The sequence below is a fragment of the Streptomyces sp. NPDC101490 genome (genome assembly GCF_044767145.1).
Lineage (GTDB): Bacteria > Actinomycetota > Actinomycetes > Streptomycetales > Streptomycetaceae > Streptomyces.
In genome coordinates, this window is sequence record NZ_JBIWNI010000034.1 from 1 (window position 1) to 19,502 (window position 19,502).

23 protein-coding genes and 1 pseudogene are annotated in these 19,502 nt (G+C 69.6%); 15 read left to right on the forward strand and 9 right to left on the reverse strand.

Translation table 11 applies throughout. The features are described 5' to 3' along the window. Positions 1 to 90 precede the first annotated feature (90 nt). From ACIRQY_RS33465 to ACIRQY_RS33485, 5 genes and pseudogenes are all read left to right on the forward strand, one after another. Positions 91 to 237, forward strand: a pseudogene (locus ACIRQY_RS33465) (site-specific integrase); the annotation flags it as partial. Between the two features lie 24 nt (positions 238 to 261). Then, positions 262 to 3,216, forward strand: coding sequence for a Tn3 family transposase (locus tag ACIRQY_RS33470; RefSeq protein WP_403931998.1), 2,955 nt, complete (start codon positions 262 to 264; stop codon positions 3,214 to 3,216). Positions 3,217 to 3,230: 14 nt separating this feature from the next. Then, positions 3,231 to 3,458, forward strand: a complete 228-nt coding sequence (locus tag ACIRQY_RS33475; RefSeq protein ID WP_403932001.1) for a hypothetical protein — start codon at positions 3,231 to 3,233, stop codon at positions 3,456 to 3,458. A gap of 42 nt (positions 3,459 to 3,500) precedes the next feature. Then, entirely contained in the window at positions 3,501 to 3,722 is a 222-nt protein-coding gene (locus ACIRQY_RS33480) for a hypothetical protein (RefSeq protein WP_403932004.1), read from the forward strand. A 250-nt stretch (positions 3,723 to 3,972) separates the two neighbouring features. Then, the gene (locus ACIRQY_RS33485; protein WP_403932007.1) at positions 3,973 to 4,518 is read left to right on the forward strand and encodes a hypothetical protein; all 546 of its coding nucleotides are present in this window, start codon (positions 3,973 to 3,975) and stop codon (positions 4,516 to 4,518) included. Positions 4,519 to 4,652: 134 nt separating this feature from the next. On the opposite strand, the gene ACIRQY_RS33490 is transcribed toward ACIRQY_RS33485, so the two are convergent. Further along, positions 4,653 to 5,456 carry a DUF3825 domain-containing protein gene (locus ACIRQY_RS33490; RefSeq protein ID WP_403932010.1) on the reverse strand — a complete coding sequence of 268 codons (804 nt, stop codon included), beginning with the start codon at positions 5,454 to 5,456 and terminating at the stop codon, positions 4,653 to 4,655. A gap of 339 nt (positions 5,457 to 5,795) precedes the next feature. Beyond that, positions 5,796 to 6,992, reverse strand: a complete 1,197-nt coding sequence (locus ACIRQY_RS33495; protein ID WP_403932013.1) for a DGQHR domain-containing protein — start codon at positions 6,990 to 6,992, stop codon at positions 5,796 to 5,798. A gap of 269 nt (positions 6,993 to 7,261) precedes the next feature. On the opposite strand from ACIRQY_RS33495, the gene ACIRQY_RS33500 reads away from it, so the two are divergent. Both ACIRQY_RS33500 and ACIRQY_RS33505 read left to right on the forward strand, forming a co-directional pair. After that, positions 7,262 to 8,263 (forward strand): recombinase family protein, encoded by a 1,002-nt coding sequence (locus ACIRQY_RS33500; protein WP_403932016.1) that lies wholly within the window; start codon positions 7,262 to 7,264, stop codon positions 8,261 to 8,263. Between the two features lie 109 nt (positions 8,264 to 8,372). Beyond that, the gene (locus tag ACIRQY_RS33505; RefSeq protein ID WP_403932019.1) at positions 8,373 to 8,918 is read left to right on the forward strand and encodes a hypothetical protein; all 546 of its coding nucleotides are present in this window, start codon (positions 8,373 to 8,375) and stop codon (positions 8,916 to 8,918) included. 176 nt (positions 8,919 to 9,094) lie between these two features. Here the strand turns inward: ACIRQY_RS33505 and ACIRQY_RS33510 are convergent, their stop codons facing one another. From ACIRQY_RS33510 to ACIRQY_RS33530, 5 genes are all read right to left on the reverse strand, one after another. Beyond that, a complete protein-coding gene (locus tag ACIRQY_RS33510) occupies positions 9,095 to 9,547 on the reverse strand; it encodes a peptidoglycan-binding protein (RefSeq protein WP_403932021.1) in 453 nt (150 codons plus the stop codon). 446 nt (positions 9,548 to 9,993) lie between these two features. Next, on the reverse strand, positions 9,994 to 10,194 hold the full coding sequence (locus ACIRQY_RS33515) for a hypothetical protein (protein ID WP_403932024.1): 201 nt from the start codon (positions 10,192 to 10,194) through the stop codon (positions 9,994 to 9,996). Between the two features lie 11 nt (positions 10,195 to 10,205). After that, the gene (locus ACIRQY_RS33520) at positions 10,206 to 10,622 is read right to left on the reverse strand and encodes a GIY-YIG nuclease family protein (RefSeq protein WP_403932027.1); all 417 of its coding nucleotides are present in this window, start codon (positions 10,620 to 10,622) and stop codon (positions 10,206 to 10,208) included. Further along, a complete protein-coding gene (locus tag ACIRQY_RS33525) occupies positions 10,622 to 11,161 on the reverse strand; it encodes a GNAT family N-acetyltransferase (RefSeq protein ID WP_403932030.1) in 540 nt (179 codons plus the stop codon). The genes ACIRQY_RS33520 and ACIRQY_RS33525 overlap by 1 nt, the downstream gene beginning before the upstream one ends. Continuing rightward, complete coding sequence (locus tag ACIRQY_RS33530; protein ID WP_403932033.1) at positions 11,146 to 12,417, reverse strand: XRE family transcriptional regulator; 1,272 nt, start codon at positions 12,415 to 12,417, stop codon at positions 11,146 to 11,148. The genes ACIRQY_RS33525 and ACIRQY_RS33530 overlap by 16 nt, the downstream gene beginning before the upstream one ends. A gap of 161 nt (positions 12,418 to 12,578) precedes the next feature. Here ACIRQY_RS33530 and ACIRQY_RS33535 point away from each other — a divergent pair, with 161 nt between their 5' ends. Beyond that, positions 12,579 to 12,968 (forward strand): hypothetical protein, encoded by a 390-nt coding sequence (locus ACIRQY_RS33535; RefSeq protein WP_403932036.1) that lies wholly within the window; start codon positions 12,579 to 12,581, stop codon positions 12,966 to 12,968. Next, on the forward strand, positions 12,965 to 13,378 hold the full coding sequence (locus tag ACIRQY_RS33540) for a DUF6415 family natural product biosynthesis protein (protein ID WP_403932039.1): 414 nt from the start codon (positions 12,965 to 12,967) through the stop codon (positions 13,376 to 13,378). Before ACIRQY_RS33535 ends, ACIRQY_RS33540 begins: the two co-directional genes overlap by 4 nt. 115 nt (positions 13,379 to 13,493) lie before the next feature. On the opposite strand, the gene ACIRQY_RS33545 is transcribed toward ACIRQY_RS33540, so the two are convergent. Next, complete coding sequence (locus ACIRQY_RS33545) at positions 13,494 to 14,336, reverse strand: hypothetical protein (RefSeq protein WP_403932042.1); 843 nt, start codon at positions 14,334 to 14,336, stop codon at positions 13,494 to 13,496. Continuing rightward, positions 14,333 to 14,959: a hypothetical protein gene (locus tag ACIRQY_RS33550; protein WP_403932045.1), complete on the reverse strand. Its 627-nt coding sequence runs from the start codon at positions 14,957 to 14,959 to the stop codon at positions 14,333 to 14,335. Before ACIRQY_RS33550 ends, ACIRQY_RS33545 begins: the two co-directional genes overlap by 4 nt. A 281-nt stretch (positions 14,960 to 15,240) precedes the next feature. Here ACIRQY_RS33550 and ACIRQY_RS33555 point away from each other — a divergent pair, with 281 nt between their 5' ends. The 6 genes from ACIRQY_RS33555 (at position 15,241) to ACIRQY_RS33580 (ending at position 19,264) form a co-directional block, all read left to right on the forward strand. Continuing rightward, complete coding sequence (locus tag ACIRQY_RS33555) at positions 15,241 to 15,864, forward strand: hypothetical protein (RefSeq protein ID WP_403932048.1); 624 nt, start codon at positions 15,241 to 15,243, stop codon at positions 15,862 to 15,864. Positions 15,865 to 16,034: 170 nt separating this feature from the next. After that, a complete protein-coding gene (locus tag ACIRQY_RS33560) occupies positions 16,035 to 16,955 on the forward strand; it encodes a hypothetical protein (protein ID WP_403932051.1) in 921 nt (306 codons plus the stop codon). Positions 16,956 to 17,140: 185 nt separating this feature from the next. Continuing rightward, on the forward strand, positions 17,141 to 17,623 hold the full coding sequence (locus ACIRQY_RS33565; protein ID WP_403932053.1) for a hypothetical protein: 483 nt from the start codon (positions 17,141 to 17,143) through the stop codon (positions 17,621 to 17,623). 314 nt (positions 17,624 to 17,937) lie between these two features. Then, positions 17,938 to 18,408, forward strand: coding sequence for a hypothetical protein (locus ACIRQY_RS33570; protein ID WP_403932055.1), 471 nt, complete (start codon positions 17,938 to 17,940; stop codon positions 18,406 to 18,408). Continuing rightward, positions 18,405 to 19,010: a hypothetical protein gene (locus ACIRQY_RS33575; RefSeq protein ID WP_403932058.1), complete on the forward strand. Its 606-nt coding sequence runs from the start codon at positions 18,405 to 18,407 to the stop codon at positions 19,008 to 19,010. The genes ACIRQY_RS33570 and ACIRQY_RS33575 overlap by 4 nt, the downstream gene beginning before the upstream one ends. Positions 19,011 to 19,072: 62 nt before the next feature. Beyond that, a complete protein-coding gene (locus tag ACIRQY_RS33580; protein WP_403932061.1) occupies positions 19,073 to 19,264 on the forward strand; it encodes a hypothetical protein in 192 nt (63 codons plus the stop codon). The last annotated feature ends 238 nt before the right edge of the window (positions 19,265 to 19,502 follow it).

A 19,502-nucleotide genomic window follows, 5' to 3' on the forward strand; every position in this document is an offset into this window, starting at 1 on the left:
CACCCGCTACGACAAAACCCGCGAGTCCTACGAAGCGGCCCTCACCATCGCGTCACTCCTGATGTGGATATGACCCTTTGAAGACACGCCCTAGGAGAGCAGGGCGCCTCCGAGCTGATGCTGATGGCCGAGTCCCGGCACAAGAAGGCGGACAACATCCGCCGCTACTTCAAGCCGTCCCCGGAGTCGATCGCCGAAGTCACCAGCCTGCTCGCGCCTGGCGATGCCCGGCGGTGAGCGCTGCCGGAGGGCACGCTGCCGGTGTACCGGGCGGCGAAGACGATGAAGAACCACCGAGGGCTGGTACGGCAGCGGGTCGGTGTCGCCTACGACCAGGGTCGGGCCCGGCGGATCGCCGAGGAGTCGATCCGCAAGGAGGCCGCGTCGAAGAACCGGCCGGCGGACCTGATCAACATCGCGCTGGAGAAGGTGGTGGAGGCCGGGCTGGAGCTGCCTGCGTTCTCCACCTTCGACGCGATGGCCTCGACCGTCCGCAAGGAGGTGAACGCCTCGATCTGCGCGGGTATCCATGAGCGGATGAGCGCGCCGGAGCGGGCGGGGGTGCTGCGGCTGCTGGAGGAGCGCGAGAGCGACGGCACGACGCTGTTCAACCGGCTCAAGAAGCCTGCTCAGGGCCCGACCTGGTCGCACTTCAAGAACCTGGCCAAGAGGCTGGAGTGGGTGGACGGGCTCGGTGACACGGGCGTGTGGATGGACGGCATCGCGGCGGGGAAGATCACCGACTTCGCCGGGGAGGCGGACGCGGCCGACGTGGCGGAGCTGCGGGACTACCAGCCTGTCAAGCGCCTCGCGCTGGTGGCGTGCCTGGTGCACAAGGCACGGATGCGGGTCCGCGACGACCTGGCGGCGATGTTCTGCAAGCGCGTGGCGCTGAAGATCGAGAAGGCCAAGGTGGAGCTGGAGGAGATCCGGCTGGCCGAGCGGGAGATCGTCGAGACCCTGATCGGGAACTACCGCACGGTGCTCAAGAGCATCGACGAGGGTGGCCCGGCCCAGGAGGCGCTGGAGAAGGCCGCTGCCATGACCGCCGGGGTCCTCCAGGCCCTTGAGGGCTTGGACGAGGAACCGTCGGTGGACGAGGTCGCCGCGCGGCTGGAGGGCCGGGTCTCCCCGGCTGTCCTCGCCCTGGCCAGGGCCCAGGTGGTGCAGGCCGGCGGGTTCGGCGTGGTGACGAAGGCGGTGGAGGGCTTTGGCGGGTTCGCGGGGCAGTACGAGCAGATCGAGAAGGTGTCCGCCCATCACGGCAACTTCTGGGAGGTGCTGCTGTACGGGCAGATCGGCCGGGACCGGGCGGTGATGTTCGATCTGGCCGAGAAGCTGGAGTTCACCGCCACCTCGGAGGACGGCCGGGTCCTGGACGCGCTCGCACATGCCCAGCGGCACCAGGCCGCGCGCGGCGAGTACATCAGCGCCCTCGGCGAGGACGGCCGCGCGGTGGACATCTCCTTCGCCACGCAGAACTGGCAGAAGGCCGTCCTCGACAAGACCCGTCCGGGGCAGTTCGTGCGCAAGCACTTCGAGGCGATGGTCTTCACCGCGCTCGCGGAGGAACTGCGCACCGGCGACGTGGCCGTGGTGGGCTCGGAGGAGTACGCCGACTGGTCCGAGCAACTGCTGGACTGGGAGGCCGTGCAGGAGACGCTGGGGTCCTACCTGGTGGAGGTCGGCCTTTGCGAGGAGGGCGAGGCGGCCGAGTTCGACGCCGCGTTCTTCCGCCGACAGCTGGAGGACAAGCTGCGCGGCGCCGCTGCGGCGGCGGACGCCGGTTACCCGGACAACGAGGGCCTGGTCATCGACCCGGAGACCGGCATCCCGTCGCTCAAGGCGTTCAGGGCTGACGGTCAGCGGCCCTCGGCGAAGCGGCTGGAAGAGGAGATCAAGGCCCGGATGCCGGAGCGCTCCCTGATGGGGATCTTGGCCCGGACCGCGTACTGGGTGGAGTGGTGGCGCCGGTTCGGCCCGGCCTCCGGCAACGAGCCCAAGCTCGCCGATCCCTTTGGCAGGTATGTGATCACCACGTTCGTGACGGGCACCAACATGGGCCTGTACGAGGCCGCCCGGCACATCCCCGGGGTGAGCGGGCACGAGCTGGCGTACACGGCGAACCGGCACTTCTCCCTGGTGCTGCTGAACGAGGCGATCGCCGACCTGGTCAACGCCCACGCCCGCCTCGACATCTCCCAGGCATGGGGCGACGGCACTGCGGTGGCCGCGGACGGCACCCACATGGACACCTACCTCGACAACCTGCTCGCCGAGACGTCCGTCAGGTACGGCAAGCCGGGCGGGATCGCCTACCACCACGTCTCGGACACCTACATCGCGCTGTTCACGCACTTCATCCCGTGCGGGGTGTGGGAGGCCGTCTACATCATCGAGGGACTGCTGAAGAACACGTCCGAGGTGAAGCCGACTACCGTGCACGCCGATACCCAGGGCCAGTCCCAGCCGGTCTTCGCGCTCGCGCACCTGCTGGGCTTCGACCTGATGCCCAGGATCAGGAACTGGAAGGGCATGACCTTCTACCGGCCCAGCAAGACCACGGAGTACGTGCACATCGACGCCCTGTTCGGCGAGGCGGGCAAGAACGCGATCGACTTCGACCTGATCGAGTCCCAGTTCCGCCACCTGATGCGGGTGGCCGTCTCCGTGCGCGAGGGCGCGATCTCCTCCTCCGCGCTGCTCAAGCGGCTGCGCTCGGGCTCCAAGAAGAACGCGACCTACGCCGCGTTCCGCGAGGTCGGCCGCGTCATCCGCACCGTCCAGCTCCTTCGGTACCTGTCGGACGCGCCGCTGCGGCGCCGGGTGACCGCGGCGACCAACAAGGTGGAGTCGTTCAACCGGTTCTCCCAGTGGATCGGCTTCGGCAACCGCGGCGTCATCGCCGACAACGACCCCGTCGAGCAGGAGAAGGCGATGAAGTTCAACGCGCTGCTCACGAACGCGGTGATCTTCCACAGCGCCCTGGACATCGCCGAGATCGTGCGCCAGCTCCTGGAGGAAGGGTGGGAGATTGACCCGGAGGACCTCGCGCACATCTCGCCGTACCTGACCGAGCACATCAACCGGTTCGGCGAGTACTCCACCCACGAACTCGGCATCGAGCCCGACGCCTACGACCCGAAGCTCGACGTCGACTTCGCTCCCTTGCGCGAGCAGGATCTGACCAGCACCGGCTTCACCGAAGCGGCCTGACAGAGGGGGGACCCGTGAACACCGCCAACAGCGGCCCTGAGCAGTGGTATTGCCCGACCGATGCCCAGTGGTTCGGCGAGACCGTGTGGGAGACGGAGGTCGAGGACGAGCCCGGCTTCAAGCAGGCCTGGCACACCTGCCCGAACGGGCACGGCTTCCCCGGCCGCACCCCGTACGCCTTCCGCGACTCCGAGACCAAGGCCCGCGCTGCCGACGGCACACCGATCGAGCACCAGCGGTGACCGCGACGACCACGAGCCTCGACGACCTGGTTCCCAGGGCGCGTGCGTGGGCCACCGTGCTGGTCTCGCCTGCCTGGTGGCGCCTGCCGTCCGAGGACCGGTGCGCACCGCTCCGGCGTCGAACTCGCCTTCTGGACCAACCGGCATGTCCGCCGCAGCGGACTGTGCACCTCCTGCTGGATGCGCGAGCACGAGCGCGACATCCTGTTCTGCGAGGGCGGCAGCTGCCACACCTTCACCCGTCTCCTGGGCCTCCTCGCTTGAACCACCCGTGGCCGGCCCGGCCGCGGGCTACCGGCCTCGGGGAACATCGGTACAGCGGTTGGCGCTGAGAACGATCTTGGTCAGGGCGTGAGCAGGCTGACCCGGTTCTCGTACTCGCGGCGGGCCTTGCGCTGGGCCGGGACTGCGGGGAGGACCTGGCTGCCGTCGAGCGCACACCCCGGTCGCCTGCGGCGGCGAAGAACACCCGGTTCCGCCCCACGAGGCGGGGGAGCGCCCGTACAGTGACGCCATGGACATGAGCTGGGTCAAGGACGGCGTGCGCTACACCTTGAAAGTGGTCGAGCACCCGGACTGGACGGCGCTGTCCGAATCGAGCACTCCCGGCGTGCTCCGGGCCCTGCTGCGCGGGACTGGCAACAAGATCGTCGGTCACGCGGGCCTGCGCTCCGCGACCGGTGTTGTCGCGGGCGTCGCCGCGGTGTCGGCGACGGTGGGCGGTGGGCTGGTGTACGCGGGCATGAAGCTCAAGAGCCACCTGGACGACCGCAAGGCCGAACACGACGAGGCGCCCGCGGGCGCCGTCGAGCAGACGGCCGCGAGCGCCGATGTGGTCGAGGTCGAGGAGACGGCCGTAACCGAGACTCCGCGACTGCGCGCTGTGCGAGCGTCAGGCGAAGCGCCGACGCGGGTGCAGATCCGCATGACGCTCAGGGCGTCCCCCTTTCCGCGCGTACGCAGGACGCCACGGCGACGGCCCGCGCGCAGCACGCTCTCCACGACGCTGCGGGGCCCGGACCGACGTGCGGCCGGGCCCTCGGCGAACCACTGCTCGTAAGGCAGGAGCAACAATGTGTGCTTGGTGCTGTTCGCGCGCGGTGACATGGCCGCAGGCCCTTCGATTCAGGTCATCGCCGGTGAGGATCGTCCTCAGCACCAACCGCTGTACCGATGTTCCAGTACCGAGACCGGTCACTGCACCTCATCGTCGGCAGCGGGTTGCAGCCAGTCGCTGTCGGGGCGCGCAAGCAACCGGGCGTTGCTGTATGCCATCGCAGTGGTGAGGACGGTGTGGCCCCGGTAGAACTCCCCCTGCCGGGAGACCACCAGGGCAAGGTCCACCACGCCGGCGTCGAGGAGAGAGAGCGGGAGCAGGAGCTGGACGGTGTCCTGCGCCGGGTACCACGTGGGGACGGCCGCCTTGTAGTTGCGGAGGACCCGGCCCTCCGCTCCGTCGATGGCTCCCTTCAAGGCCATGCGCGCAAGGTGGGGGCTGCTCTGGAGAGATGTGGGGAACCGGGCAAGGTTTCCCTGGTCGTCGAGGATGTGGTCCACACTCACGACGAGTTCCCGGCGCCAGTCGTAGATGTAGTCCGCCGGGCTCTCGGTGTACGTCACGAAACCGGGGCGCAGGGAGGGCGGGAAGTGCTCCATGAAGTCACGCTTGCTCTCCAAGCGCCAGTCGACGAAGGCCCATGGCTGGCTGTCGGGACGGTCGTTGCGCCGGAAGAGCCCGTAGATCGTCTCCTGCCGAGCAGTCGCCAGTCCCGTGTTGAAGGCGGAGAAGGAGCCATCGGCGCTTGTCGAGATCTTGCCCTGCTGGTGTGCACGCTCGAACGTCCACCGGATGTAGTTACGCAGGATGCGATTGCCGCCCGGCGGCTCCCCCTCCCGTCCATCCCAGTTCTCGGGCTCCGCCATGTCGGCCAACCGGTCGAAGAGGTCGGGGTCGCCGATGCCGTCGCGGAGACTGGCTCCCGATCTCACGTACCCCATGTGCGCGTACTCGAAGAGCGCGTTGCCAGACAGGCCCGATACACGGGGAGGCCGTGTCCCGGACGGTTGCGTCGCTTGACGGGCAAGGTCTGCCGGTGAGGGGAAAGAGTGCTTCTCGCTGGTAGTCATAAAACCTCTCTAACGTGTATCGGATGGAGTTGCCCCGTTTCTCCGTGCCGCTGGAACGGCTCGGGGTGGCCGGGGCTTCGGTTCTTCCTGCTGGATGGTGTTGGGCGAGCCGATGATCAGACTGATCGAGGCTCAGCCGCAGTCCGGGGTGTCCAGGTCCTGCGGGCGACGGCGCGGCGGCGGCACACATCGCGCCGCCGCACCAGGGCATCAGAGCTGGATGGTCTCCGCGGGTGAAGGCAGGCGGCTCTGGATGAGCAGGCCCAGTCGCCGCCTGCCGGCGTCCCCGCTGAATCCGGAAGCGACCGAGCCCACCCTCCAGAAGTCGGCGCCAGAGCGCGTCGACAGCTGGCCGTCGTTGTCAACGGACTCGCCCTCAAGGGTGGGCAGATCCTTCATGACCTTGGCGTACTCGGAGGGCTGGCCGAGCCCCCCTCCATTGCTGCGGACCACTTCGATCACCTGTGGCAGCACTCGGTGGAGTGCGACGGCTCCGCTGCCCTTCTGGAGGACGAAGTCCTGAGCTTCGTCGAAGGGCTCGGGCATGACCTGCTTGATCCCAGACCAGTAGGCGTTGAGAACGGCTGCCACGATCGAGGCTTCGGCACGCTTGAACGACGGCATGTCGAGCACCGGCTTCAGGGACCGGGCGAACTGCGGTTTGGGAATCGTCACGCCGTCCCCCCTGGTCTTGCGACGGTTGGCCTCCTGGAACCGCCCCTGCCAGGGGCCGGTCAGCTTTTCCAGCTCGTCCACAACCGCGTAGGCGCGGGTGATCCAGTCCCGGTCCTCGGCCGCGAGCATCTCCCGAAGCTCCGGGTCTTCCTCTGCCATCTTGGTCAGGAGCTGCCAGGCAAGGTCAGTCTTGACGCTGGCCGCGTTGGTGTTCACCTCGTAGAACTCCCGCATCTCCTCTCCCGGGTCGAGCCCCAGGGTGAGACTGATCGGAACGGGGAAGTCCTCGAAAGCTTCCTGCTCACTGAGCAGCTGGTTCAGGCCGCCCGCCCGGTGCTGGCCGTCGTAGATCCACAGCGACACGTCGTCGGTGAACTCGATGCGGCCCGTGCCGATCCAGTTGCCGCCTTCGAGTACGGCGTTCTCGTATCCCGCCTGATCGCCGTCCACAACGACGACCACTCGCTCTTCGTCCATGTCGATCTTGCGGATATTGACGAGCAGGGGGTTCGGCATTCGCCCCTTCTTCTCGTCGTAGTAGCGGGCCGCCTTGCGTACCCGGGCGGTGACAGGCGCCCTCTGGTAGCCCTCGCTGGTGTCCGGATCGAAGATGTCGACCTCTTGGTGCTCCGACACCGTGAAGGCGTCGGCGAACGCCTGAAGCATGCGGGTTCCCCGCTGCACACACAGCGCGCCAGCGATCTGGATCGTCGCCAAAGCCTGCTTGCTCATACCTCTCCCATTCCACATAGGCACCCGCGCGGGTGCCGATCAGATCTAAGTAGTGGATCTGACCACAGGATCTGTCAAGCAGATCTGAACATCAGATCTGGTGGCACCCGTTCTTTCGTCTGCCTCTCACAAACGGTCCTTTGCCCGAGCAAGATCAAGAACGGGCCGCCTGAGACCGCCGGGACCGGTTCCGGTTTGCAGAACCTGTTCTCACTCAAAAGAGGAACGGACCCCCTTCTGAGAGTTGCATTGTGCGAAAATCCGGGCCCATGACGGACCCTCAGCACCCCTCCCCGGCCGACCGGCCGGACGCGGACGACATCGAACAGCACACCTGTCCGAAGTGCGGCGCACAGCCCGGCTCGCCGTGCCGCTCGCGCGGCGGCGCGGTCGCCTCCGCCTACCACACCCGCCGCTTCACCCAGGTTCCCCGCCTGAAGAAGGTGCTGCGGGTGCCGACCCCCGCGGACCGCAACCCCGGCAAGCCCTGGCGGCCCGGCACCCCGCCCCCGGCTCCGGCCACCGCGGACACCCCGGGCGCGGACATCCGCATCGGCTACGCCCGTTGCTCGACCCTCGGTCAGGAACTCGGCTCCCAGCTCGACGCGCTCACCGCGCACGGCATCCCCCGCGACAAGATCTTCAGCGAGAAGATCAGCACCCGGGTCCGGGTCCGCCCGCAGTTCGAGGCGGCCCTTCGTACGGCGCGGGAGATCAAGGCACACGCCCCGCACTGCCGGGTCAGCTTCACCGTGTACGAGATGAAGCGGCTCGGCCGCGACGCCGCCGAACTCACCGCGCTCGCCGACCACCTCACCGCCCACGGCCTGGTCCTGGAGATGCTCGCCGGGCCCCTGCCCGGCATCTACGACCCCACCGGCGCGGCGCCGCTGCTGTTCGCGTTCTTCGCGGCGATGGCGGAGACCGAGCGGGAGAACATCCGAGAGTCGACGCTGGAGGGGCTCGACACCGCGGCCCGCAAGGGCAAGCACGGCGGCCGGCCGCCGGTCATCACCGACGACATGCTGCACACCGTGCTCCGGCGGAGGGCGAACGGCGAGTCCGTCGAGCAGATCCAGCCCGACCTGATCATCCCCACCGGCAAGCGCAAAGGGCTGAGCCCGTCCGTCGCCAGCGTCTACCGGGCACTCGCCGAGCACACCAAGCGCGAGGCGTACCCCGAAGCGGTCGAGGCGGCCCATGCCGACTTCGCCGCCCTCCAGACTGGCGAACTCCCAGGCCCCCGGACCCAGCCGCAGACCGTACGGTGACTCACCAGAGCTTCAAGATCATCCCATGGCCCCTTTTGGGCTCACCTCGGCGATACCCCGAGAGCGCCCTGAAAGTCGCGCACTTCTCCCGCCCCACCATGAGGTCTTCGTGACCGCCGAAGGACTCGATAGGGGAGCGGAGAAGGTCGTCGGCACGCTCATCCACGAGGCCGTCCACGCGCTGAACACGGCACGGGGGACGAAAGACTGCTCCGTCGGTCAGTACCACAACAAGGAGTTCAGGAGTGGGGCCAAGGAGCTCGGGCTCGTGGCCCAGGCGGACCCCAACGCGAACCGGGCGAAGAAGTACGGGTTCGCCTTCACACACATGACGGAGGAGACCAAAGCCGCGTACGCCGACGAGATCGCGGCCGTGGACAAGGCGATCCGGGCTACCCGGATCGCCCCGTGGGCCTTGCGTCTGGGCGGCACCGGCAGCGGAGGGTCGACCAGCGGCGGCAGCACCGAGGAAACGACCGGAGCCGAGGCAGACGACGAGCAGACTCCTCCGCCGGTCAAGGAGAAGGAGGACCGCAACTACGTGAAGGCCGTCTGTGAGTGCACCCCACCAACCGTCATCCGGGCCTCCCCCCGGGCTCTGGAACGCCGCAACATCATGTGCGGCGGTTGCATGAAGAAGTTCGCGCTCGAATAGGGGCCCTCGTACTGCTACGGCAGGCGGACATGTAGCGCCCCGTGAGCGAGGGCGATCTGCCCGGGGCCCTGTGCTCGATATTGCCGGTGGCGGGAGAACACAGGAGGCCCGTGAGACGCTTCACAGCGTCTCGCGGGCCTCGGTTCCGCGTCCCGGTCGTCCCGGGCCTTCCGCTGTCAGTCCATGGGAAGCGTGCGGGCCCACGCCGCGAAGGCGGACCTGGTCGCGGGCCCAGCGATGCCGTCGATAGCCCCGCTGTAGAACCGCGGGCTGAGCGCCCTCTGCAGGGCCTTGATGGTTCCCGTGCCCACGATGCCGTCGAGGGCACCGGTGTAGCCGTAGTCCCTCAGGGAACGCTGCAGAGCCACCCAGCTGCCCGTCCCGAGCTGGCCGTCGATCGCACCGGTGTAGCCCCAGCTGGCGCTGAGTCCGAGCTGGACTCGCTTCGCCAGGTCGCTGTTCAGGCCCAGGTTGTTCACCTCGGTCACCGAGGCGGGCCCGGAGGACACGGCCTGATGCCTGTCCGGCGTTGCCGCGAAGGCGGAGCCAGAGACCGCCAGGCTTCCGGCGGTGATGCTGACCAGCGCCGTCGCGGTGGCAAGCGTCTTCACCAGTCTGTGCGAACGCATGTGGTGCCCTTTCCGTCGTACCCGCTGGGCGGGTAGCTGTCCTGGACACAGCCCACTGTGTCAGGATCTCGGCGGCGCGGCGCGGGGATCGGGAGCGAATGGCCTGGACCGTGATGGGCCCGCTCGGTCCGGGCAGTCCAGGACGGGGATACCGCCCGGTTGGGGTCAGGTACCTGGCGAAAACGATCCGGCCCGTCCGAGCCGGGCCTCCGTGCGCCAGGAGCCAGTCGCTCCCAGGGCATGACCGTACGGCGCGGCCAGGGCTACACCCTGCGTGTCACCGGCCGGGGGAGTGGGGGTGCCGATGCCCAGATAGCCGGGCCCGAGCCCGCGACGCCGGGGACCGCGCCCGCCACGAGGAGCGGGCGGCGGCGGTGCAGCGGCCGGGACGGGTTCCGTCTCGACCGGCAGACCGAGGCGACGGCGGGCGGTCGAGGTCGCGGCCGTCACCGCTGCGAGGACGTGTCGGATTTCCGGGCCGATGGCGCCCAGGGCGTCGGCCAGAGTCTCGATCGTCCCCAGGTCTCGTCGGCGGCCGCGAGGTTCCAGCCGTGGATGCCCGCTGTCTCCGCGAGGTCGCAGGCGCTGACGGAGGTCTCGTCCGAGCGCTCCTCAACACGGGGTAGGGCGCCGGGCACCAGCTTCACAGGACTCCTCGTCACTCAGGCCCGGTGTCGTCGTTCTGCTCCCGGGACGTCTCCAGCGCGTCCTGGAGGCGCAGTCGCCATAGGTACCACTGGATGCGGTAGCCGCCGCGTGTCTCACGGTACTGGTAGGCGGTGCGGGCTCCGAACGGCTGGGGCGGAATGCCGGGCGGGAGGTACGGGACCCGGTCCGGCGAGGTGCTCTTGTTGTACCGGGGAGCCTCCTGGTGGATCGCCTGGCGCTCCGCATCCCAGGCGTCGATCCGGTTGTCGTACCAGGTGAAGCGCTTCTCGCTGACCTCGGGCCACCACAGCATCTCCTTGCGGTGCTCCTGCCACCGTGTCGCAGGAGTGCTCGTCATGCCGATGTAGAGCAGCGCGTCAATCTCGTCGTAGAGCCGGTAGACCGACGTGGGCTTCTCGTAGTCCACTACGGCAGCCCGCGGACCATCACGGCGTACACGGGGGAGTCGGCGAAGGGCTGCCGCTCGCCCGCCTTCGTGTAGCCCCAGCTCTCGTAGAGGGCCTGGACACGGGGGTGCTCGGTGTCGACGAGGAGGACCGTCAGCGGTTCGGGGCGCCGGCCGACGAGCTCGTCGTGGAGCAGGACGGACAGGCCGGTGCCCTGCCACCTCGGACGGACCATCAGCTCCGAGAGGCTGAACGTCTCGGTGGCGGCCGGTGCCGGGTCGAGGTAGTCGCGCCACCACTCGCGGCCGTGGACGGCCGGGGCCCCGTACGCGTACCCGGCGGGCTCGCCGCCGTCGTACCCGACGACGACGTCGAAGCCGGGCAGCGCGCTCCAGTGGTCGACGAACCAGGCGAACCGGTCGGTGTCGTGGAACTCGTCGCGCTCGTCCGCGTAGGTGTCGGCGTGGACGTCGAGGAGGAGCTGGCGGATGTCGGCGGCCTGGCCGGGGCCGTAGCGGACCAGGGAGTACGCGGGCGGAGTGGTCACGGTCGGCTCCATTCGGTGCGGTAGCGGTCGGCCCAGTCGCGGGCCAGGGACGAGTCGGCGGCGGTACTGATCAGGTCGCGGTGGAAGGTCCCGAGCAGGGAGCGCATCCGGCCCGGCAGGGGCGCCCCGGCCATCTCCGTGAAGACACCTTCGGTGGTGGCGGTGGCCTGCTCGACGTCGCCCTGGTGGAGCTGGGCGAGCGACAGCCGGACCGTCGCCAGCGCCCGGTTGCGGCGGAAGCCCGGCGGGAGCACCGCCAGGGCCCGGAAGGAGGCCGCCTCCGCTGCGGGCGGGTCGCCGAGGCGGTCGAGGACGATCGCGGTCAGGGCGTGGAGCTCGGCGGGCCCGTAGAACGCGATCCAGCTGGAGCGGGGCCGGTCGTCGGCCCGGCCGAGCGCGGCGGAGGCGAGGTCGAGGGCCCGCAGCGCGTTGCGCGCCTCGCCGAGGTAGGCGTGCGCGACGGCCGCACGGGCGTGGGCGAGGCTCGCGTACAGCGGGTCGCGGCGGGTGACCGCCGTCGCCCGCGCAGCCTGCGCGGCTGCGAGAGCCTCGGTGTGGGCGCCCTGCTGGTGGGCGCGCATCGAGATCGAGTTCCAGGTCCGCATGGTCAGGGACGAGTCCTGGGCGAGCCCGGAAAGGTAGAGGGCGCGGTCGAGGTGGGTCTGCGCGCGGGGCAGCTCCCGGGCATCGACGCACGACCAGGCGGCGGTGGCGGTGTAGTCGGCGGCGAGCGCGAACAGGCGCTGCCGGGTTGCCTGGGTGGCAGCCCGCGCCTGGAGCGCGACGGCTTCCTCCGCCCCGGCGAGCGCGGCCCGCTCGACGCGGTCGTGACCGCCCCGGGCGTCGTCGAGGGCGTTGACGGTGTCGAGCTGCTGACGCAGGCGCAGGACGTCGGCGCCGCCGACGGACGGGGGGCCGCCGCCCAGGACGGCCGAGCCGGTGGCCGACGCGGCGGCGGCGAGGAGAGTGCGGCGGAGCATCGGGTCCTCCGGAGCGGGAGACGTGCGGCGGCGGTCGGGTGGGACGAAACCTAAGCCGGTCGCCGGGCGCCCGCTGACCTGCTCCAGGGCCATCCTGCTCCTGGTCTGAGGCCATGTCGTCTCACCGGAGCGCCATTTGCGGATCGTCACGTCGGTCAGGCCGCCGCGCGCCGCCGTCCGGCCGGTCTTCCCGCGGACCGCGTCGTTGAGCGCCTTCGCCAGCTCCGCCGACGTCCAGCCCTCCTTCGCCATCCAGTCGACTAACGCCTGATTACGTACGTGGGGCATCCCTTCACCGTAGAGGCCCCGACCCCCTCCGCGAGGGTCAAGAAGAAGTCAATTCGCTACAGTCCGCGCGGGCAGAAACGCACACTTCGATATGCCCGCGCACCAGGGGAGCGCGGTTGTCTGGGAGAAGCCGACACCGACACCGCCCTCGGGAGGCCCCCGTGCCCGACATCCCCCCGCCCGAACTCCCCGCCCGCCGGATCACCGGAGCCGCACTGTACGTGTGCGAGCCCGGCCCCCGGACCAGCCGGGAACTCCTCGCGGCGACAGCGCAGATCGCCCGCTCGAAGGGCTGGACGATCATCGACGGCGCCTCCATCGTCGACAGCTGCCTCCTGACCACACCCCCACAGGACCGCCCCGGCTGGTCCGCTCTGCGCGGCCTGGCCCGGCTCAAGACCGTCCACGTGGTCGTGGTCCCCGAGGCCCTGCACCTCGGCTGGACCTGGAACATCTGGCGCGCCGAGCAGCAGTACCTGCAGGAGCACGGAGTCTCCCTCGCCTCCGTCAAGCCCATGCTCGACGCGATCCTGACAGGAGTACGGCCATGACCTACGGCAGCGTCGTCCACGACCCCACCGGCTCCTGGGACTCCGACATCCCGCTCGACCGCGACGCCAACGGCGCGCTCGCGGCAGCCGTACTGCGCTGGGGGCAGGGCACCGACGCCCCCGCCCAGGCCGACATCGAGCAGACCGCCCTGCTGCTCTCCGGCTACCTCACGATCCTGATCGCCGAACTGGCCACCGCGCTCGCGACCCTCCCCAAGGGACACCCCATGTCCGTCACCGAGCAGGCGGGCGCCGCCATCACGATCCAGGAGGCACAACGACGGCTCGACGCCCCCTCACACCCCTTCCGCAGGGCACCTCTCGCGCAGGCCCGGATCCGCGCCCGGCTCGTCGAGACCCTGCACACCGCGCTCGACCGCGCCCTCGCCGATCCGGTTCCCGCACCCTGACGAGGCCGCCCCCTTCCGGGGCCGGCGAAGTCCAGCACTCCCCGGCCGAGCTGACCCAGCCGATGCGGCAACGAAGAAGGGCCCCGCTGTGCGGGGCCCTTCTGCTGTGCTCACCCTACGAGTCGACCGGGCCGGGCGTTCCGTCCGCCCGCCGCTGCATCCGTACGGCGGCCGTACGAATGCGGGAGAGATCCACGGCAGTCTCCCCACGGTGGAACGGTGCCGCGCCGAGCGCCAGCGCCTCGTTCAGCTGCCGCAGCGCCTTCTCCGCCGTGTCGGCAGCGGCCCGGATGGTCTGGCCGACCTTCTCCGCCGTGTCCTCGTCGTCCTCCACCAGCTCCGCGTCCACCACCTCGTCCTCGTCACGGTCGCCAATTGGCGACTGGTCGGAGGGGGCACCCAGCCCTTCCCGGTCACGCCGAGCCGCGATCACCGCAGCGGTGACCCCCTTCCCCCCGGCCTCCGGCCGGAGAGCCTGCACGAAGTCCCGGGCGCCCTCGTCGCCGTTGACCTTGACGACCGGGGCCAGCTCCCGGGCGTGCGACTCCACCACGCTGTCGAGCACGGCCGGGCCGAGCGGGGCGAGCGCTCGGTGGACCAGGGCCAGGTCGATGAGGCGGTACCCGTATGAGCGGTCCCAGCCCCACCGCGCCTTGACGTAGTGCCCGAACTTCTTGTGCCCCTCCAGCTGCCACAGCCCGGATTCGTTGATCTCGTCGAGGAGCTGCCCGACCTCCACGCGGTGCCGGGCGTGCAGCCGCCGGAGGCCCTGCTGGTACTGGCCCAAAGACGCCTCGATACGCGTCTCCAGGGCGTGCAGCCGCTCGCCGGGGCTCAGCTCCACCTCAGTGCCGGAGCCCGCCTGCGCGGGCAGCGGAGCGCCGCCGCCACGCCTGTCCAGGCCGTTGCGGAGCGCGGCTCCGATGGCCCCCCGGGACTTCTCCGATGCCTTGCTCACCGGGCCACCACATCCAGGATCTCCCGAGCCATCTTGTCCATGTTCGTGTCGGGCCTGGTCTTGATCGGCTTACCCCAGGACTGCGCGTACCCGTTGCGAGCGTTGGACAGCGCATACCTGTTCCGCAGCACGCTGTACCCCGCCTCCGTCAGCTCCGTGTCCACGTCGTCTGGCGTCGCCGTGCTGGGGTCGACCATCGTCAGCAGGATGACGAGCCGGGGGGCGCGGGCGCCCGTCGCGCTCAGGGACTCGATGGCGCCGAGCACCGATCCGGCCCGCTGCACCTCGTTGCCTGTCGGCTGGAGGCACAGCACGGCCAGGTCTACCGCGGCCAGCACCGGCAGGTGTGGGCCGTCCTTTTTCCGCTCCCACGCCCCCGTGTCCAGGGCGCACAGTCCCTTCTCCGGGCACAGCCGCATGGCCTCGTTGCGGATCTGGTGAATGCCGGGCGCGGGGTAGACCGGGGCGCCCAGGTCGGCCACCTGAGCGTGTTCGTAGAGGGTGCCGTTCTCGTCTTCTCCGGGTACGTCGGTGTCGATGCCGATGCACGGCACGCCGTACGACTTCCAGTAGGCGAGGAAGTGCGCGAGCGTCGTCGACTTGCCCGCGCCCCCCTTCCCCACGAAGGCGATCCGGCGGCCCTCAGCGGGGAGTACCGGAACGGGCGAGGTTTCGTCATGTCACCGGACGCTACCGCCCAGCGCCGCGATCGAGCGGACCGACCGGCGCCGCGCCCGGTTGGGACTGCTCGAATCCGAGAGGCTCGTCCCAGCCGGGCGTTCCGCCACGAACACGTCTCGGATGGTCCCGGTCTCTTCGTCTTCGCCGGGACGGGGTATCCAGCAGGTGCCCCTTGGCCGAGGTGCTCTTCTGCCGGCGGCGCTGCCGCACCACAATCTTGGACATGCGAGAAAAGGACCTCTACACCAAGCAGTACTTCGGCGACGAGCAGCAATCCGTCGCCGATGCGCCGCAGTGGGAGCAGCAGGCGTTGCCGTCGATGAGGCTGAATGTGCAGTACAGGGATCCGTATCTGGACTCCTTGACGGCGAGGGTGCTGCTGGGCGAGTACTTCGACGCCGGGCGTCTGCCGCCCGCGGAGGTCGTCGCGGCGGTACGGCACCAGTCGTGGAGGGACCTGGAGTACAAGGGGGGTTCGCTCGACGTCGTCGGTGACCGGCTGTACGTCCTGTTCTTCCGGTCCATGTGCTCGAAGCTGTCGTACGTCAAGGTCGGCCGGACGAAGAAGGAGGACAAAGCGCAGGTCCGGAAGCGGATCATGGCGCATGACAGCGAGGCCAAGATCGCCCAGGCGGTCCTTTTCGACGCGTGGATCTCCCGTCCCTGCGTGTCGGCCGTCGTGTGGGAGAAGGGCGTCAAGGCGCACTTGAGTGCTGCGGCGGCAGAGGACATCATTCCGGTCGAGCGGGTGAAGGCGGAGTACTTCCGTAGCATCGCCTTCGGCGCTGCTGTCCGGGTGGCCCGGAGGCAGGAAGACCGCAGCGGGGTCGTCTTCCTCGCACCGTGATGTCCGGTCCGGGGTGTCGTCCTGCACTGCGTGTCCGACGGCTGCGGGGGCAGGGGTCTCTTGCGGTCGGGCGGTGCGGGCCCGTAGGCGCCTTGTCAGTTTCTTCCTGACGCACACTGAGTGTCAGATAGCGACTGACGGGCAGGGTTTGTCAGTCCTAGGGTGATGCCATGACCGAGATGAGCCCGACGGCCGACGTGACGCCCAACCTGCCCCCGCACCCGCACACCGAGACGGCGCTCGCGCGCCTGATGCTCTCCCACGCCCTCCGCGAGACCGCCAAGGCGGCCCTCGGCGGCATGGCCACCGGTGGCGACGCCTCCAGCACTGTCGGACCCGGCGACTACGTTCGTGAAGCGGCCCGCCTGACCCGCCTTGCCGAGGACGCCCAGCGCTGGGCCGCCATCTACGAGCGCGAACGCGGCACCAGCTGGGAGGAGATCGGCGAAGCCCTGGACATCACCCGCCAGTCCGCCCACGCCCGCTTCGCCGACCACGTCAAGGTGTGGCGCGAACCGCTCGTCAACCCCGAGCGGCTGCACCCCGACGGCACCCCCGACGACCGGCGGATCCCCTACGGCGCCCGCTACGCCCCCGGCAACGCCGCCCCGGCAAACGGCAGCGCAGAAATGACCGCAGAGGTCCTGGACGAGTGGTTGCGCCGACACGATGGCCGGGCCGATCAGGAACACCCGGTCAGTGGCGGCCTGCCTCGGTACTCCACCATCGAGATGGTGCTCCGTGTCGGCCGCGCGGCCACCCGCCTGCGGAGGGAGCAGCTGGTACCCGACCTCCAGGCCGAGGCCGACCTGTGGGACCTGTGTGCCGACCTCCAGGAGCGGATGCTCCGCGAGAGCGAGCAGGGACAGGGGTCTCTCCCGAAGGGCTTCCACCAGTCCCTGGCCAGCGACCGGGCTCGCGCCAAGGCCCTGCGCGAGGCCCGCGACTACGACAGCGTCGCCTGGGACACGGTGGTCGACGCCTACCAGACTGCGCACCCGCTCGAAGCCGACCTCCGGGCCCCGGCCTGCGTGCCCCCGAGGCCGAACCCGACAAGCTCCGCCGACTCCTGGACACCGCCCGCTCAATGAACGGCCAGCGGCCGGACGAGCCGACCATCACCCTGCCACGCTGGCTCGGCGTCGGCCCAACCCTGCTGAACCGCAAGGCCTGACGGCCCGAGGCCGACCCGTATCTGGCGCGGACCCCTTCGAAGGCACGATCATCCCCATTCCCCTGACGGAAGGCCACCGTGTACACCTCGCCGTTTAACCGCATGGACCAGGACCACGAGTACCCGGACTCGCTGTGCCTGTCGCGAGTGCACAGCCCGGACCCGGTCCTGGAGACGCTCCGGGAGTGCTACCAGGCCGCGGAGCGGCTGCTGGAGGACTTCGCGGTTCCCCAGCTGGCCTTCTTCGCCACCCGGCACCTCGCCGAGCTCTGCCTCAAGGCACTCGACGAGAACCCGCAGCGGGGCCACGACCTGGACAAGCTGCTGCGGCGCCTGGAGGAGCAGGGTCACGATCTACTCAGCCGCGGCGAGCCGCAGCGGACCATCACCGCCTTCATCCGGGACCTTCACGCGGTCGACCCCGGCGGTGACGAGGGCCGCTACGCGACAACCACCAAGAAGGTCCCCTCGCTCGCGGAGGTCTGCTGCGGGCGGCAGGAACTCCTGGTCAAGTACGTCAACCAGCTGTATATCTACACCGTCACCCACGCCAACTTCGGACCGGAGGGGACCACTACGGCGTAGCGGCCACGCGGTGATGGAGCGGCCGGGGTCGGGGGCGCGGGCGGCGAAGACGTGGAAGACGAGGTACCGAGTGCCGCAGACCCGGAGGCCTTAGTTCAGTGATTGAACTTTAAGGAACAGACAAGCTACCTCAGTCCTCCACGCACCTCAGGGCGCGGGATCTCGCCCCACGTTCCGCACGTTCCGCACGGACCTCGGGTCCACGCGGCTGGATGGCTGAGGTGGGCTTGTCTGTTCCTTAAAGTTCAAGGTCACAGGTCTGCGGGCCCCCGAAGAGCATGGTCCGGGCCCGGCGGCGGCAGTACGCTTGGGCCATGGCGCGACAGGGCAACACGAACCACGACCAGGCAACCGCCTGGGCCCTCGTGCCGTACGTCGGCCACACCAAGAGCGAAGCCTTCGCCCGCCTCACCGCAGCACAGCTCCAGGTCCGCCAAACACCACCCCCTCGCGGCGAACCCGCCCCAGCACTGACCCAGGCCCAACGCGCCGCCGCGCTCAACGCCGCACGGAAGGCCAGGAAGGCCAAGGCCACGCTCGTCTTCAAGGCCAACGGCCGCGAGCGTGCCCTCACCGTCGACGCAGACGGCTCGCTCGGAGCCGCGGCCTACCGGCGGATCCTGGAGCTGAAGCGCGCCGAGCTGGAACGAATCACCGACGACGCGCGCCTCGACGCCTCCCTCGCACACTTCGAGAAGCCCATGCCCCGCGACGTCGCCCGCGCCCTCAGCAGGTTCATCAGGTCCAACCCCCCGGCGCCTCCCCTCCGGCCGCGCCGCCGATGACCCAGACCTTCGACCACACCTGGCGCAAGGCCCGCAAACGCGACCGCCACCTCATCCAGAGCACCTTCGCATGCGCCGCCGTACGCCACGGCAGCAAGACCGCCCCCGACTGGGAGCGCGAGGTCCAGCTCTTCTTCCGCCGCGACGCCCTCACCGCCGTCCGCACCAACCGCAACAAGCACGAGGACAGACGCTTCCTCATCGGCGTCGACGACCAGGGCGTCGCCGCCGCCCTCACCCACCGCCGGATGCCCACCAGCGACTACGAGCACGACCTCGGCCGAATCCGAATCGGCTTCGGCGACCACCCGGTCCGCGAGATCGCCTTCCTCGGCGTCCACCTCCGCCACCGCCACAGCGGAGGCGCCGTCGCCGACGACGCCCTGGACACCGCCCTCCACGACATCCTCGACCGCGAACCCGAAGCCGACCTCATCTACGTCATCGGCCGCGCCGACTACCGCAACAACAGCAGCATGCGGATGCTCGACCGCAACGGGTTCACCCAGCTCAAGCCCGGCGTCCCGCCCCCGCAAGAAGACACCCGCCTCTCCTGGTGGGCCCGCCCCCTCGCACGTCCGGCAGACACCACAGCCTCCTGAACCGAAGGCACAACCGCCCACCAGGCACCCCGCAACGCACCCCACCGTCTACCCTCGGCCCAGTGAGCACCGCCCCAGACCCCCGCGAGATCCTCAACGCCTGGCTCGCCGGAAGCTACATCCGCGCCGACGGCCAGCCCGTAGCCGGCCACGCCTGGGACGACGACACCGTCTACCGCTACACCACCGCACTCGCCCACTGGCCCGTCCACCCACCAGGCCAGACACCGTACGACCAGTCCTGGTTCACGTAGGGGTCCAGCCAAGGTACGTGCAGAAGGGGCCATGACGTGATCTTGGAAGCCCGTGGCCGTCCCTGCCCCCGGCCCCCATAGGGGTCCAGCCAAGGTGAGCCTAAAAGGGGCAGTGAGATGATCTTGGTGCGTCAGCAGTGCGGTTCGGCGGGATCATCCTCGGCCGGGTCGGGTCCGTCCTCCTGGTCGCCCTGATCGGTCCAGGCGCCGAAGGGCCCGGGCAGGCCAGGCTCGTCGG